The following is a 15,440-nucleotide window of genomic DNA, read 5'->3' as shown; positions in this document are numbered from 1 at the left end:
AACACGCTCCTTTCCGGGCAGCCGAAGCCGCCCTTGATTTATTCATGCAAAATGACGGAGATGCCGTTCTGAGCCAGCTCCCGCTGGATAGCTTGTGAAGGCGCCTTTCCCGACTTGGTTTTGAAAAAGTGCCACACGATCCCTTTAACCTGTGTCCCCTCCTTTTTCAGAAGAACGTCTTTACGCATTTGTTCCTTAAGGTTCTTCTCATTGAACGTGTAGAAAGCAAGATGTGCCGTACCGCTTGCATCTAAAGCGTCAATCGTTCTTTTATCTCCCTCCGGGGTAATCACCTCCGTTTTCCGTCCGCTGACCAGTTTCCGGATATAAGCGCTTGCCTGCGCTTCGCTCGTGATGACGCTTGTCGGAGGGATAGCCTCGGGTGCGGGCTCGGTCAGCACTTCTCTGGCCTTTGAGGCGGTTATGCGGTTCTTTATCGCCGGGATGTAGCTGCGGGTCAGATCAACAGTCCGGATCAGTTCCACGGGGTCCACTACGTGGGAAATGCCTTGACCCGTCACTTGATCGCGTATGACGTTCCCGGGCATAAAAGAACGCGTGCGGAAAGGCTCTACCAGCTCGGCCGAAACTTTCCGTTCCCATATGTGATTCACGTAAGACATCGAGCCATGCACCCCCGGCGGAAGGAGAGCGGCCGCACGCGAAAGTTTACCCGCAGGACCGCTTCCATCAGATGTGCCCGGAACTTGGAAAACCGAAGTTTTTCCGCTGTAGCCGAAAATGCCGAGGATGCCGTCCTGCGTCAAACGCCAGTACAACCCGTCACCGGCTCCCGGTGTAAAAGCTCCTGTCGCCGGATCTTTGCGGCTGTTGTTCCACGAAAACGCGGCTCGTTCGGAAGCGACGCCGGCTTGCTGCTGCAGGGCGACCCGATTGTACACAAACATGCCGAAAATGATAAGGGTTAAAGTAATTAAGATTACTACCGGAAACAGCAAAGTCCCTTCCAGGGTAAAATTACCGGATTGGGAACGGAACAAGCGAATCTGGACCCCGTATTTCCGTATTTCCGTGAACATCCAACTACGGCGCTTTAATGGCATCATCGCTTTTGGAATTGTTAAATTCCGTGTCCGCTTTACCAATCAGCTCGTTGAACCATTTTATAATCCACTTCCGGAATATAACGGCTACGGCTATGAGTACGGCGACGATGAGCAAAATTTCAAGCGTTCCCAGCCCTTCTTCGTCGTTCCAGAAACGAATCATGGACATCTGTAATCGGCTTTTCATTGTTTATGACCTCCCAAAAAGTGTGGATCGGTTTATCCGTCAGCCGTTTATGGACAGGACGGCCGGCGAAGCAACGATAATCATGACAACCAGAAAAATAGCAACCATGGGGAACACCAGCTTTGAGGAAGCCTCCTCGCCCAGCTTGCGGGACTCCGCCTTGCGGCGGTCCCATAATTCCTTCGCGAGCGAACGCAGAGCGACCAGAAAATCTTCTCCTCCCCTCCGGTAATTCAGCAAAATCGTCGTTGTGAACAGTGCCATTTCCTGCATGGCGCACCGTTTGCTCAAATCTTCGAGCACCTTGGGAAGCGAAACATTCATTTCCAGCTCACGCACCGCTTGCCCAAACTCGGCATGGAGCGGGGATGCCGCCACCCGCGATATATCCACACTGCGGATAAGCGCCTTCTGGACGGTTTCACCGGCATTAATGAGCAGAATCATCTTACTCAGCACTTCCGGAAGCTCCAGAACAATCCGGCGTTTTCGCAGCCTGATTTGCTGATCGAGCTGTCTCAGCATGAGCAGAGGAGTCAAACCGGCGCCCAGCAGACCCAGAAGAGCGACAGCGGGGTCTCCGCCTCCCGCAATTCCCAGCAGGCCGCTTAGCAGCAGAACGAGCAGTGCGGTCAGAAGCATGTCCCCCATCACAAGCTTGGCCATGACCAACGTATCCTTATGACCGTAAAGCGAACGGATTCGCTGCATAATCCGGACGCCCGCATCCGGGAAACGCTCCATGGTTTTGAACCGTTCTACCGCATACAGACCTGCGGGAGCCAGCTTTTTCATATGCAGCGTACAGGGATAGTCCGTCCTCACATCTTTAAAACGCCTGGAACCCAAGACGGACAAAAGCAGCAGCATCAAAAACGAACCCATACTTAAACACAGCAGTACATGCATGTCGTCACACCTTTATGTCCATAATCTTGCCGGTCAGCCACAAGCAGCCTCCCAGAGCAAGCAGCCCTCCCGTCATAATGAGCGGTCCCGCCCCGCTGTACAGCGGGGCCATATAGTCGGGGGAGCTGAAACTGAGTACAGCGACCATACAAACGGGAGCGGCAAGGAGAACGCGCGATTCCAGTTTTTTCTGGGCCACCATAACCGAAATGTCCTGCTCAATGTCCAGCTTATCTCCGATAATGCCGGCAGTTCGGCGGATGACCTCCACCAGGTTGCCGCCCGTTCTCTTGCAGGTCGTGAATACATCGGAAAAATTCGTAATATCGTCGCACTGTGCCCGTACCGCAAAATCCGTAATGGCATGTTCAATCGGTTCCCCGTTGTCTAGCCGCCTTATGATGATTTCGAATTCCCGGACAATCAGGCAGTTCGGATCGGGATAGAGCAGCTGAAGATCTTTCCATGCTTCGCGGAATGAATTTTCTACGGATCTTCCGGCTGTAAGAGACGTGGACATGCAGTAAAGAGCCTGCTTGAACTGAAGGATCAATTTCGCCTTCCGCCCGGTTATCAGCCATACTTTGCGGAAGCGGGGAACCAGCAAGCCGAGCAGCGCGCAAAGCAAAGCAAGCAGAGGCTCCTTGTAAAAAATGTACGCGATCCCCGCAAAAACCAGTCCGGATAAGCCCGACGTCAACAGCATTTCCCGGCCCGTCATCCGGTAGCTGCCGTAATCCGTAAGGCCCGCGGGAGCAGGGCGTGCCGCCGTTTTCCTTTCAGGAGGGGGCTCTTCTTTCGGAGACTGCTGCCTACTCCCTTCATGCCCGCCATTATCGCCTCCCTTCGCCAATTTCCGCCGTTTTCTTCTATCCTGCGTCAATAAAACAAGCCAGAGAATCAACCCGGCGAGACAGGCCGCAACCGGAAGCATCATGACGCCGCCTCCTTCTCACGGGCGATCCAGTCCGGAAGCTCCACTCCAGCCATGTGGCATTTCCAGCCGTGAACGAGCGGATTCCCCGTATAGATCAGCTTCCCTTTCACTCTGCAGTTCTCATCCTCCCCTTGGTCTTCAAACCGGAACAACGGGTTCAACAGGATTTCGCCATTGGTTAGTCCAGCCAGCTCGCTGATCTCAACAACCTTACGGGAGCCGTCCCTCATCCGGGACAAATGAACCATGAGATCTATGGCTGACGAGATTTGCTTGCGGACTACCTCCACCGGAAGTTCCGCCGCGCTGAGCACCATCATTTCCAGACGACTCAGCATGTCGGCGGTTGAGTTACTATGCCCGCTTGAGAAACTTCCGTCATGTCCGGTATTCATGGCCGCCAGCATATCCAGCGCCTCAGCTCCGCGTACTTCCCCGACGATAATCCGGTTCGGTCGCATCCTGAGAGAAGATCGGATCAGATCCCGGATGCCGATTCCGCCCTTCCCCTCCGTGTTCGCGTTACGCGTTTCCAGGCTCACCAGATTAGGAACCGTGCGGATCTGCAGTTCGGCCGAATCCTCAATCGTGATAATCCGCTCGTCCGCCGGTATTCCCTGGGACAGAGCGTTAAGAAAAGTCGTCTTGCCGGAACCGGTGCCGCCTCCGATAAAAATGTTGTATTTCGCTTTCACAAAAACGCCGAGCAGCTCCGCTGCCTCCTGCGTCAACGCTCCTACGGCAATCAGATCGCTCATGGTCAACGGTTGTGCCGGAAACTTACGGATCGTCATCGTCGGGCCTTGAAGCGCCACAGGGGGGAGCACCACATTGACACGGGAACCGTCCTGCAGTCTGGCGTCTACGATCGGCGACATTTCATTCACGGTCCGGTTCACTTTGGCGACGATGGCCTGGATAATGTCCTCCAGTTTCTCCCGGCTCTCGAACCGGGCTTCGTTCCGGCTGACCCGCCCGTCACGTTCGATAAAAATATCCCGGTGGCTGTTGATCATAATTTCCGTTACGGACGCATCGTCGATTAAGGGCTGTAAAATATCAAGACCGCGATAGGAGTGGAAAATCCGCTGCACCATCTCCCACTTTTCTCCTGCCGTCAGTCGTCCGTCCCCTGTTTCTCGGAGCACCACCTCCTCGATCAATTCCATCAATTCTTCGTCCGAAGTGGACTGGGTCGGATCCAGACGGGCGTTGACGGCTTCCTTGAACGTACGAACCCATTCTTCATTCACAACGCCTCAGCCCCCTCGGAAAACCTGCGCAGCATATGACCGACTTGCGCGGCAAAAACAGGCTCGCCGAGCCAGTCGGCGGGGTCCGAAACACTCTTCCAGGCAGGAATATAAGGAAGCGTTTCGAATATCGCAACGTCATATTCCTTCGCCAAGCCAAAATCCTCTCCCGTATATTTGTTCAAAACAAATAAGCTCTTGCTTGTGCAGGATTCCAAGGACCGCATGGACCCCATGGCCTCCCGGACTTTGCGGGTTTTGTACAAAGCGTGCGCATCTTGCGTAACCAGCCATACGACGATATCGCTGGCCTGCAAGGCGCCTAAGGTCCTCGGCTGGACGGCACTGTCCAGATCGAGCAGCAGGACGTCACAAATCCCGCTGTCGGCTATGCGCCGGACCAACCCGCTCACGTCCTCCGCCTGCAATTCGTCCGCTTCCCGGATGTTCGGCAGAGGAGCCAAATAATCGAAGCCGTAAGCGGGATGACGGCATTGAAGCAGATCCGCATAGTCCGCAGTCCGGTCCGGGGACTTCCTCCACGCATAAAGAAGCCGCGAAAAGGAATCCGGAGGGCCGTCCTTCATCAGCAGTGCGGAAGAACTCACCGCTTCCAGAGACACATACAGAACCTTCTTTCCCTGTGCGGCGAGCTGCGCCGCCATATTCAGCGCAAGAACGCTTTTGCCGCTTCCGCCGAAAGCCGAATATACGGCGAGAACGCTCGTACGGCCGCTTCGGAATCCGGTCCTCCCGAGTCCGGGACCGCCGATTTGTTCGGCCGCGCGCAGCAGCAAATCTCTGAGCATCGTTCGAAACGGCTGATACCGGTATATCCGGTTCCCGGCCGGCAAATCCGCGCGTTCCGGGGTCTCCGACAAACGGTAAACAAGGCCGTTATGTCCCTCGCCGAGCCAACGGATGATCTCTTCATCCGCAATGGTTTCCGCATGAAGGATCAGCAGGGGCTCCCTTCTGTTTTGCTCCACAAACGTTCCGGCGTGCTCGCAATGGATAACCGACCGGATATCCAGCCGGTCACGGTACTCCCCTTCCCGGATAAACCGCTCCATTGCGGACGCGAATTCCTTGTCAGGGCCGATCAAGATCAGCAGCCTTTTCATCTTTCAGCCTCCTTACCAGCCAGTCCATTGTGCGATCCCGCCAAGTATGAGCACCGCGCCGGACACGCCTGCGGCAAGCGCGATGCGCCATTTGGTTTGCCGTGTCATCGTTCACCTCGCTTAGTACCGGAAATGAACACAAAAAAGCACCACTGACAGGAAGAAACGTGTTCTTCCACATCAGCGGTGCTTCCGCTTTTGTGCATCCGGTTGTTTAATTACCGCTAATTATACCATAATTACCCAGATGGTCAACGATTATTTTTCATTTTTTACAGGCATACCTGTCCCGCATTCCCATATACCTATACTAATGGACAAACAATCCGGGAGGGGGTGCCTTTTTGTTCTACCCATTTATGCTGGCCGCCGTTGTCACGTACGGACTCCTTCTCTTGTCCGCCGCTCTTTTTCCTGCCGATATTCGGTGGTATTCTTCCGTCAAAAAACCGGCATGGGCTCCTTCCGGACAACTGATCGTCAGCGCAAGAGGCTTTATGCACGCGTGTATGGCCGCATCCGTCGCACTCGTCTACGTAAAAACGGGCGGATTTCAAAATGTGGGGATCGCCTGGATTTTCGTTGTGATCCTCCATTATTTAGCCGGCCAGGCTTATGGCTTTTTTCTTTTCAAAGCAAAAAGTTTCGGGCTGGCTTTGGCAGACAGCATGATCGCCTCCCTTACGGGCTGGTGGATGCTAATTCTGACCGCGCCGCTATCGAAAGAAGCCGCCTGGCTGCTCCTGCCTTATCTGGCCTGGAGCTGCCTGACGACTCTTTTTACGTGGATCATACGAATGATGAACACCGAATGACTCCGGCAGGGTTATTTTTTGACAAAATAAAGCGTAAGCTCTTCGCGGTTGTGAAACAATTGTTTCGCCTGCCGCAATTCCAACTGCCCTTCAAAATCCTGCTTCAGCTCTTTCACCGTCTGAAAGGGTTTTTTGTGCATCAGTTTCGCCGTAATGATCGCCGTACCCCCGCTTCGCAGCGCAGGAAGGAGATCGAGGATCAGCCGGCTCATCTGCCGCGGGCTCCAGCTCATATCGCAGACGAGCAGATCGAACTCGTCCTGGCGCAGCTTCACGTCCGAGGCATTCTTGCCGTGATACGTAAGCCGCGGGTGCTTGATGAGACTCGGATGCATTTTGGCCGGGTCGATCGCGGTCACGTGAAGCCCACGCTCCAGCAGCAGCGAAGTCCAGCCGCCGGGAGCCGCGCCTACATCGACCGCTTTGCGGAAATCCGCAAAATGCAGATGAAACTTGCGCTCCGCCTCGAGCAGCTTGAATTTCGCGCGGGAAACCTGGTTCTCTTCGCGCTGAAAGCGGATGGCGCCGCCGCTCCAGTCGGACAAATTCTCTTCCGGTGCGGAGACCCCGGCATAAACCGCCTGATGCCCGACATAGACCGAAAGGATCGTGTCCGCATGACGCACCAGCGTCTCCGCCCCCGTCGCCTCGCTCATCGCGATCTCGCAAGCTGCTCGGACATCGGAGGCGCCGTAAGGCACTTCCGTGCCGTCGGCGATTCTCACCTGGACCGCGGAGCTGCTTCCGGCGTGCAGACGGCCGAGTTCGGACGCCAGTTCCGCGGCGGCCAAAATATCCTCGTCCGTGCCGGACAAAACGCGCTCCCCCTGGACAGGCTGCATATGCCGCAGAAAAATCGGCTCCTGCGCCCGGATGACTGCCGAGATTTCGTCCCAGCTTCCGGGCGCTTCCGCCAGAAACGTCTCCGTCGGAACAAGCGTCCGGAATTTCACGCCAGGTATAAGCCGCCGGATTTCTTCCTGAGCATGCTGGGCGAACCCGCGGTTGGCCGTGCCGATGAGGCGGGCCGTGTTTGTAGTCGAATCATGTTCTGTCATTCCTTACAGCACCTTTATCCATGGTCTATTGCGGAACCACTCCACTTCGAGCGGAACCTGAAAAGCTTCGTAGAGATGTTCCGGCGTCAGCACTTCTTCCTTGGGTCCGGCCGCTATGATCCGTCCCTGTTCGATCAGTGCGACATGCGTAAACATCGGGATGATTTCTTCGATATGATGCGTGACGTAAAGCACGGTCATATCCTGATCGCTGAATTCGCGGATCGCCGCCAGCAGCTTTTCGCGTTCGTAAAGGTCCAGCCCCGAGCAGGGCTCGTCCATAATCAGGAGTTCCGGTTTCTGCATCATGGAACGGGCCAGCATCACTTTCTTGCGTTCGCCCTGCGAAAGCGTTCCGATCGACTGCATCGCGACATGCGGCAGTCCGATTCTTTCCAGCATGCCGATCGCTTTCTTTTTCACATCTTCAGGAATTTCCTGGTAAAAGCGCAGATAGGCGTACTCGCCGGTCGCTACCGCTTCCCACACCGTATCCGCCAAATTCATTTTCTCAAACAGAGACTGGGAAATATAGCCGATCCGCTTGCGGACTTCGCGCACATCGACTTGTCCGTATCGGTTGCCCAGCACCTCGACTTTGCCCCTGGAAGGAAACTGGTAGCCGTTCATAAGCTCAAGGAGCGTCGTTTTGCCGGACCCGTTCTTGCCCAGCAGAACCCAGTGCTCGCCTTTTTCCGCATGAAAAGATACATCGTGCAAGATATGCCGTTCTTCGCGTATAAAATGAATATCGGTCAAATGAATCATGTCGAAGACTCCTCTCTTCTCTAAAAAAACGTATAAATGAGTCAGCCCCCGGCAAGCTCGGCCAATAAACCGGCAGGCGGAGGTCCCGGATGAAGAGAGGTTGTGGAAGGAACCGAAGCGTACAAAGCCTGGTACATCCGGTTCCGGCCTTCCAGGCTGGACGTGTGCAAATAAATGCGGGCCGGAAAAGTGCCGGTCCCGATCATCCAGGCTACGATATCCCACCCGGATTCGTCCCAGCCCAAATCGTAATCAAGCGACAGGATGTCCACCTCGCATTCCTGCAAAAGCAGACGGCATTCCTCCACATTACGCGCAAGAGTAAAACCGGCCGGACATCTGCGCTGATCGTCCAAAAAAACGTGAATCTTCATCAGGATTCCTTTCCCGCCGCCCCGGCTGTCTGCTTGACTAGCGCAATCTCTTTCCTGTGCGTACCGTCCGGGCCGCTGCCCGTTTCGAGTACAAGCGGAATCCCCCGCACGGTATCCGAAACCAGTAAGGATTTGAATCCTTCCAGGCCGATATACCCGTCGCCGATATTGGCGTGACGGTCCTTGCCGGAGCCGTGGGGATAGAGGGAATCGTTGAGGTGCACGGCCTTCAAATGGTCGAAATACCCAAGCTCGCCGCCTCTTTTCTCCACCTCGTCCCAATCGTCCCCGTGCCAGAGTCCTGCCGCAAACGCGTGACAGGTATCCAGGCAGAAACCGATTTTGTCCGGATATTCCGAAAGCTGTCTGATCCGGGCCAGTTCCTCCAGGGTCGTGCCCATCTGGGAACCGCTGCCGGCCTGGTTTTCAAGCAGGAGAAGCGCGCTGCCCCGCCACTGGCTCAGCGTCTTATTCGTACATTGTATTATATTTTTATAGCCTTGTAACGGATCTTTTCCGGAAAACTTCCCGAAATGCACGACTAGCCCTACGGAACCGCACGCATCCACAATCTCCAGCGCGTTGAGCATCGCTTCCACCATCACGTCCTGCCGGCCGTCTTCCACGGCCGGATTCACTGGATAAGGCGCATGCCCGATGGAAAGAAGACCGTTCTCCCGGGAATATTCCGCGCACCGCCGGGCGTCGTCCCAGTCTACGTTTGTTTTCAGAATGAGGCTGCGGGGATTTTTCGGAAAATATTGAAAAGCCCCGGCTCCGATTGCGGAAGCGGTCACTGCGGCCTGGTAAAACCCTTTCCGGGTGCTGATATGAGCTCCGACGTGAAGATCTTTTTTCTTTTTGCACGCCATGGTTCTTCTCTCCCCCTCCGCTTATCATGTCTGGCAGTTGCCGCAAAAGAAGCATTTACGCGAAGACAGCGTCTGAAACACAATCGGGTTCCCGCATCTTACGCACGGTTCGCCGCCCCGGTCGTAGACACGGCACAGCTCGTTGAAGCCGCCCGTCCGCTCATCCCCATCGTAGAGAGGCATTTCCATGTAGCCGCCTGCTCTGAGCGCTTCGGTAAGGACGCTGCGCATGGACGTGTACAAACGGACCGCTTCGTGCTCATCCAAAGCAGCCGGACGTCTGGAGGGCAGGAGACCCGAAGCAAAGCAAATTTCGTCGGAATAGCAGTTGCCGATTCCGGCCAGCCAGTGCTGATCGGTCAGGCACGTTTTCAAATTACCCTTGCCGGTTTTCAACATGTCTGCAAACCGGGCGGCGGTCAGATCCGCGTCAAACGGCTCCGGTCCCAGGGATGCCAGCTCCGCTTCCAGTCCCTGTTTGTCGTACAGGTGCAGATACCCGAGCCTCAGTCCGATAAAATAAAGCGCCGTCTCCCCGAAGTGAAGCTCGATCTGCGTCGTCCGGTCCGGCTTGTCCGCTTCCGTGCCGAGAACCATCATTCCGCCCAGCATAAGATGAAGGAGCAGATAGCGTTCTCCGCTCAACACGAAAACGAGCTGCTTCGCCCTCCGGTCCACGCGCTCCACGACCGCTCCCAGGACGGCTGCGCGAAACTCTTCTTCCGGCACGTTCAGCGATTTCGGTCTATTTACGGTAATCCCGCTGATCGTGCGGTTTTGAATCCTTTTGTTCAATTCCTGCCGATAATGTTCCATTTCGGGCCATTCGGGCATAAGGCCACATCCTTTCTCCGCCTTCTTACTGGTATGTCCGTGCTCTCCCCCCTTTAAACGTCCGATTCTTCTTCAGCCCGCCCGCAAAAAAACAGCGCGGACCGTGATAGACGGTCCGCGCCAGGCGTTACTCTGTGTTTTCCGTTATCCGAATGGAGGCTACGGATGCCTAAGGCCGACACGACGGACGCGGTCTGATCGGTCCGCAGCCCGGCGGTATTCGCGTTCCGGGCTCGGGACCCTCGGGCAGACGGAACGGGACGACCTGCCCTGGCTTTCTCCGAGGGCCAGCGAACTCAGCGAAAACGCAGCCTCCAGCACCGGATCGGTGACCCGCCAGAAGACATTTTTTCGGTTTTATTTATCAAAAAAAAAGGGAAACGCCATTCCCGTAATAGGGCATGACGTTTGGAAAAATCGGACTGCGGAATTTTATTCCGCGGTAATTGGGGCGGGACGCTGCCCGCCGGTTCAGCCGGGGTTCCGGGACACGTCGAACAAACTGTCGGCCGCATAAGCGGGCCGGGGCTTGCCGGACGGCTTGGCCGACCTGGCTTGGCCGGGGAGCTTGGCCGGCTTGGACGGAATAGCGGCTTTAGCGGATGCTTTTCTCTCCGAAACGGACTTGCCGCAATCCCGGAGTTTGCGCTGCAGCCGTTCGATCCGGTGCGCGATCCGCCGCTCTTCGTCGGCCGCCTTCTCGCTGCGCCGTAAGAGCCTGCGTCTTTGGCGCAAGACATCCAGCGCTTCGCGCGACAACTCCAAAGCGAGCGCATAATCTTTGCATCCGTGCTCGTAGTGCATCGCGAGCTCAATATAGGCTTCCACCGGCGCCGCAGCCGCCGATCCCGCCTGACGAATCAGCCGGGTCCACAATTCGACGGCTCTATCGCGGACACCGGCTTTTTTATAGTAGGCCGCGTAACGGAGAAGCAGATCGGCGCTGACCGTATGCCCCTCTTCCCCCTGCTCTTGCAGTCTGGAAAATCCCAGTTCCAGAATCTTCTCGGCGGAAGGGAGGCGGTTCATTTTCAGCAGCCACTGGCCCAGACGGAACAGATCTCCGGGCGATTTTGGCTCCAGAGGCTCTTCATCGGCCAAATACCGTGTAATCAGAGCGGATAATGCAGCAAGGGACACTATATCCCGCTCGTTATGGACGAAGACGCCCCGCAGCACGTCCGTCTTGCCTTCGGCCAGATACAGGACATACAACTCGGGAGCGAACGCCCCGGAAACGTCGTCTTCGCGTGCATACCCGAGCTGCGCTTCTTCCACCTTGCCCAGCCGTACGGACGGCATGGAATGCTTCCACAAGCTGCGGGAAGGATGCAGCAGATCCAGATGCAGCAAACGGTCGATGTCCGGCCGCATCCGGTTCAGAATAAACCGGTTCTGCAAAATCGGCCAGTCGAAGGTCCTCCCGTTGTAAGAGACGACATGGGTGAACCGCTCCATTTTCTCCTCCAGATAAGCCAGCATCGCACGCTCTTCGGCCGGATGCCGGATAAAAAGCTGCTCGACGACAAAACGGCCGGCTTCGTAATAGCCGATGCCTACGAGAAAGGCGACATTGCCCGCCCCGACTCCGAGACCGGTCGTCTCCGTATCGAAGAACAGGAGGCCTTCCGCATCGACCGGCTCCGCTTCGGGGTGGAACGCCCCGAGCTCCCGGACATGCTCATGGAGCGCGTCAAGCCGGTACCGGCCATGGTAGGCATCCATCGGGTAGGTGCATACACGCCGTACGAAGGACCCTGCCGGGAACTCGTACAGCTCCGCGCCCAGCTTCGCCCACGCTGCCGCCTCCGGATGTGCCGGGGCCGGCGCTGCGGGAGCGGCAGGATCGCCCGCCTGCCCGCTGCCGGGCCGCGCGTCCCCCGGGGAGCCGCTGGCGGCGTGCCCGGCATAGCCGTGGCCCCCAGTTGGCGCATTGCCGGCGACGGCGAGCCCAGCTGCGGGCTCGCGGGCCGGGCCGGCAGCCGAGTCCGCCACAGCGCCGGCGACGGACTCGCTCAGCGGACAGGCGGCCAGTCCGCCGCCTTCCGCCGCTCCCTGCTGCGCCTGTTCCGGCGTCAGCTCAGCCTGCCGCTGTTCCGCTCCCGCCTCCGGTGCGGCTGCGGCCTTATCCGCCGGCTTGCCCGGCTTCAGATGCCGGGCAAGCCGGTCGCGCAGCCCGCTCATCGGGCTGCTCCCGGCGCTGCCCCGCCAAGGCCGTGCACCTGCTGCGCTGCGGGCGCGAAGAACCGTGCGAGTCCTCGTGCCTCGCGGGATTCACGGGTCTCTTGTGAACCGCCGGACTCACAAGTTTCGATCGCCAAAGCCTCTTCTGCAGCCACAGGCTTTTTAGTTTGGTGTTCAGTCTTTTTGTTTCGGTACCGGTACATGATGGGCATCCATCCTTACATGGGCATTTTCGGGTAACGGGTATTTAGCGTTCATCCGCTGATAACCTTGGACATGCGAATATTAGTCGCTTCGAAACCGGCAGATCTATAGAGGTTCAGGGCGATTTCATTGTCTCCGAAGACGTGCAGGGAAATTTTTAGAGGAAAGCCCCTCTCTTTTATGAAAGCTTCCAGAGCCTGCAGCGTTTGCTTGCCAAACCCTTTCCCGCGAAAATCTTCACTCATGCGAATTCCGTAAATAAATACCTCCTGCTGTTCACTTCGGATTTTGATCCACAGCGTGCCGACGATTTGATTGCTCTCCTCGTCTGTCGCATTAAAAATATAACTGTCCGCCGTGTTTAATCCGTCCGGCAACAGCTCTTTAAATTCACGGGCCGAACCCTCCAATGCTTTCTCAACCGCCACGTTGCCGGCTTTTGTTTTACTTTCGGCGTATTCCTTTACGGAAAGCTGCAGCCACTCATTAAACTGCTCGGGTGACATCGGTTCTAACGCGACCATACGGACACCTCCGTTTATTTCATAAATTTACCGCTTAGAAAACTCGCGGAGATTAAAACTGATCCAACAGCTGAAGGCTCGTTCGCTTCGCATGGATTCCTTCAATCTCGGACCCGATACATGACGGGCAGCCGTCTTCGCACGGGCATTTCTGAATGAGATTTTTCGCGGCCTTTCTGACTTCGTCGAAACGCGTATAGACTTCTTCGGCAAGGCCGATACCGCCGGGATAATGATCGTAGAGAAAAATCGTCGGCAGTCCGGTATGGTTCGCTTTAATTTGCGAAACGACATGAACGTCGTTCCGGTCGCACATTACCAAAACAGGCACAATGTGCTTCATCACGTTTGCGATGCCCCACAAAATTTGTTCCAGGGCTTTCGTGCCTTCCTCCAAATTCGTTTCTTTGAGTTCTACCCATGCAGCGCTTGTGTGCAGTTCTTCTTCCGGCAGATGAATGGGCCCCGATCCGATATTTTCTCCGGTCGTGAGTTTGATTTTCTTAAAAATAGTCGGAATGGCATTAATCGTGACATCCCCGAAGTTCAGGGAAGAGCGGTCCCGGTCCGACGTTTTGTCGATTTCCAATACTTTTAGCTGGATAGCCAGATTCGCATCGGTATAGTATTCCACATCGACTTCTCGCACGTAAGCTTTTTTGTGCTCCCAATCCAGCTTCTCGACCTGATATTGCACGCCTTCGTGCAAATAAATCGCTTCGTCATGCAGAAGCGTCATGGCGCTGAACCGGTCCATCTCCCCGATAATCCGCACGTTCGCCACATCGGATTGATCGACGATGACGACGTTTTCCTGGGAAGCCGAGCGCAGGCTGATTTCATTGGCAGGAAACGACTGACTGGCCCAATAAAACGTATCCCCGTTATGATGCAGGACGCGCTCTTCCACTAAAAATTCCATAATCTCGGCAACTTCCAGGGGGCCGAATTCTTCCGTCTCTTTGAATGGCAGCTCGTATGCCGCACATTTTAGATGATCGACCAGAATAATTAAATTTTCCGGATTGATCCGGGCCGCTTCCGGCGTCCTGTCGAAAAAATAGTCCGGGTTCTGGACTACATATTGATCGATAGGGGTAGAACTGGCTACCATCACGATAAGCGCCTCTCCATGCCGGCGTCCGGCACGTCCCGCCTGCTGCCAAGTGCTCGCGATGCTTCCCGGATAGCCGGTCATGATGCAAACCTGCAGCTGTCCGATGTCTACGCCAAGCTCCAGCGCGTTGGTGCTGACAACGCCCAAAATCTCCCCGGCCCGCAATCCTCTCTCGATTTCACGCCGCTGTTTCGGCAAATAACCGCCCCGGTACCCCCGGATGGATTTGGTCCCAAGCTCGTTCTTAACGAGCTCCTGGATTCGGCTCAGAATTATTTCCACCCTGACCCGGCTTCTCGCGAAAACAATCGTCTGAATTTTATTTTTCAGAAATTGCTTGGCCAGGTTATTCACTTCTGCTGCGGCGCTTCTGCGGATATTAAGCGGCTTGTTCACAACGGGCGGGTTGTAAAACACGAAATGTTTCCGCCCTCTGGGCGCGCCGTTATCGTCGATGAGCCTCATCGGAGAGCCGGTCAGTTGCTCCGCAAGCTCTTTCGGGTTGGCAATGGTGGCGGAGGTGCAGATAAATACCGGATCGCTGCCGTAAAACTTGCAGATCCGCTTCAGGCGCCGGATAACATTCGCGACATGGCTGCCGAATACGCCCCTGTACGTGTGCAGTTCGTCGATGACGATATATTTCAAATTCTCGAAAAGGCTGACCCATTTGGTATGATGCGGCAAAATGGCGGAATGAAGCATATCCGGATTCGTAATGACGATATGCCCCGCTTTCCGTACGATCTGCCGGATGGCCGGCGAAGTATCCCCGTCGTACGTGTAACTTTTGATATCGATGCCCATTTCACCGATGATTTCGTTCAACTCGCTCTTCTGGTCCTGCGCCAGAGCTTTCGTCGGAAACAGATACAGCGCGCGGCTCGTATCGTCATCCGCAATGGCCTGAAGCACAGGCAGATTGTAGCAGAGCGTTTTGCCCGAAGCCGTCGGCGTTACCGCCACGATGTTCTGTCCGGTGTGCACCGTCTCATAAGCGGTGTGCTGATGGGTGTACAGCTCCGTGATCCCCCGCTTTGCCAAAGCGGACTTGATCCGGGTATCCACGCTTCCGGGAATGGCTTTCGTTTTCGCTTCCTGGGGTTCGATCTCGTGCCAGTTCACTATATTTTCATCGGTCCGGAGTTCCTGAATTAATTCGGCAAGCTGTTTCTTCCTCATGGTTCGCGTCCCTTCTTATACCTCAACTGCT

Annotated in this window: 15 protein-coding genes; 1 reads left to right on the top strand and 14 read right to left on the bottom strand. The window is 55.8% G+C overall.

What is annotated here, in order from left to right:
- Positions 1-38: 38 nt before the first annotated feature.
- From ABH899_RS09820 to ABH899_RS09795, 6 genes are read right to left on the bottom strand one after another with little or no spacing between them, the layout of a single operon-like run.
- Positions 39-1,040, bottom strand: a complete 1,002-nt coding sequence (locus tag ABH899_RS09820; protein ID WP_369995839.1) for a TadE/TadG family type IV pilus assembly protein — start codon at positions 1,038-1,040, stop codon at positions 39-41.
- A 4-nt stretch (positions 1,041-1,044) separates the two neighbouring features.
- A complete protein-coding gene (locus ABH899_RS09815; protein ID WP_009672424.1) occupies positions 1,045-1,254 on the bottom strand; it encodes a Flp1 family type IVb pilin in 210 nt (69 codons plus the stop codon).
- Positions 1,255-1,293: 39 nt separating this feature from the next.
- On the bottom strand, positions 1,294-2,163 hold the full coding sequence (locus ABH899_RS09810; protein ID WP_369995837.1) for a type II secretion system F family protein: 870 nt from the start codon (positions 2,161-2,163) through the stop codon (positions 1,294-1,296).
- Between the two features lie 4 nt (positions 2,164-2,167).
- A complete protein-coding gene (locus ABH899_RS09805; protein ID WP_369995836.1) occupies positions 2,168-3,100 on the bottom strand; it encodes a type II secretion system F family protein in 933 nt (310 codons plus the stop codon).
- The gene (locus ABH899_RS09800) at positions 3,097-4,353 is read right to left on the bottom strand and encodes a TadA family conjugal transfer-associated ATPase (RefSeq protein ID WP_369995835.1); all 1,257 of its coding nucleotides are present in this window, start codon (positions 4,351-4,353) and stop codon (positions 3,097-3,099) included. The genes ABH899_RS09805 and ABH899_RS09800 overlap by 4 nt, the downstream gene beginning before the upstream one ends.
- Positions 4,350-5,477: a CpaE/TadZ family protein gene (locus tag ABH899_RS09795; RefSeq protein WP_369995834.1), complete on the bottom strand. Its 1,128-nt coding sequence runs from the start codon at positions 5,475-5,477 to the stop codon at positions 4,350-4,352. The genes ABH899_RS09800 and ABH899_RS09795 overlap by 4 nt, the downstream gene beginning before the upstream one ends.
- Positions 5,478-5,821: 344 nt before the next feature.
- On the opposite strand from ABH899_RS09795, the gene ABH899_RS09790 reads away from it, so the two are divergent.
- A complete protein-coding gene (locus ABH899_RS09790) occupies positions 5,822-6,292 on the top strand; it encodes a TspO/MBR family protein (RefSeq protein ID WP_369995832.1) in 471 nt (156 codons plus the stop codon).
- An 11-nt stretch (positions 6,293-6,303) separates the two neighbouring features.
- Here ABH899_RS09790 and ABH899_RS09785 read toward each other — a convergent pair whose 3' ends face one another.
- From ABH899_RS09785 to ABH899_RS09750, 8 genes are all read right to left on the bottom strand, one after another.
- Complete coding sequence (locus ABH899_RS09785) at positions 6,304-7,350, bottom strand: 23S rRNA (cytidine(2498)-2'-O)-methyltransferase RlmM (protein ID WP_369995831.1); 1,047 nt, start codon at positions 7,348-7,350, stop codon at positions 6,304-6,306.
- A gap of 3 nt (positions 7,351-7,353) precedes the next feature.
- Entirely contained in the window at positions 7,354-8,118 is a 765-nt protein-coding gene (locus tag ABH899_RS09780) for an ABC transporter ATP-binding protein (protein WP_369995830.1), read from the bottom strand.
- A 41-nt stretch (positions 8,119-8,159) separates the two neighbouring features.
- Positions 8,160-8,492 (bottom strand): cyclic-phosphate processing receiver domain-containing protein, encoded by a 333-nt coding sequence (locus ABH899_RS09775; protein WP_369995828.1) that lies wholly within the window; start codon positions 8,490-8,492, stop codon positions 8,160-8,162.
- Positions 8,492-9,364: a deoxyribonuclease IV gene (locus ABH899_RS09770; RefSeq protein ID WP_369995827.1), complete on the bottom strand. Its 873-nt coding sequence runs from the start codon at positions 9,362-9,364 to the stop codon at positions 8,492-8,494. Before ABH899_RS09770 ends, ABH899_RS09775 begins: the two co-directional genes overlap by 1 nt.
- 24 nt (positions 9,365-9,388) lie before the next feature.
- Positions 9,389-10,198 (bottom strand): Fpg/Nei family DNA glycosylase, encoded by an 810-nt coding sequence (locus ABH899_RS09765; protein WP_369995826.1) that lies wholly within the window; start codon positions 10,196-10,198, stop codon positions 9,389-9,391.
- Positions 10,199-10,669: 471 nt separating this feature from the next.
- Positions 10,670-12,382, bottom strand: coding sequence for a ribonuclease H-like domain-containing protein (locus ABH899_RS09760; RefSeq protein ID WP_369995825.1), 1,713 nt, complete (start codon positions 12,380-12,382; stop codon positions 10,670-10,672).
- Between the two features lie 254 nt (positions 12,383-12,636).
- The gene (locus tag ABH899_RS09755; RefSeq protein ID WP_369995823.1) at positions 12,637-13,110 is read right to left on the bottom strand and encodes a GNAT family N-acetyltransferase; all 474 of its coding nucleotides are present in this window, start codon (positions 13,108-13,110) and stop codon (positions 12,637-12,639) included.
- Positions 13,111-13,162: 52 nt separating this feature from the next.
- Positions 13,163-15,409, bottom strand: coding sequence for a DEAD/DEAH box helicase (locus tag ABH899_RS09750; protein ID WP_369995822.1), 2,247 nt, complete (start codon positions 15,407-15,409; stop codon positions 13,163-13,165).
- Positions 15,410-15,440 lie beyond the last annotated feature (31 nt).

This window comes from Paenibacillus sp. RC84 (assembly GCF_041260495.1).
Classification (GTDB): Bacteria; Bacillota; Bacilli; order Paenibacillales; family NBRC-103111; genus Paenibacillus_F.
The sequence above is the reverse complement of the archived record's forward strand: the minus strand, read 5'-3'. Positions and strand labels throughout refer to the sequence as shown.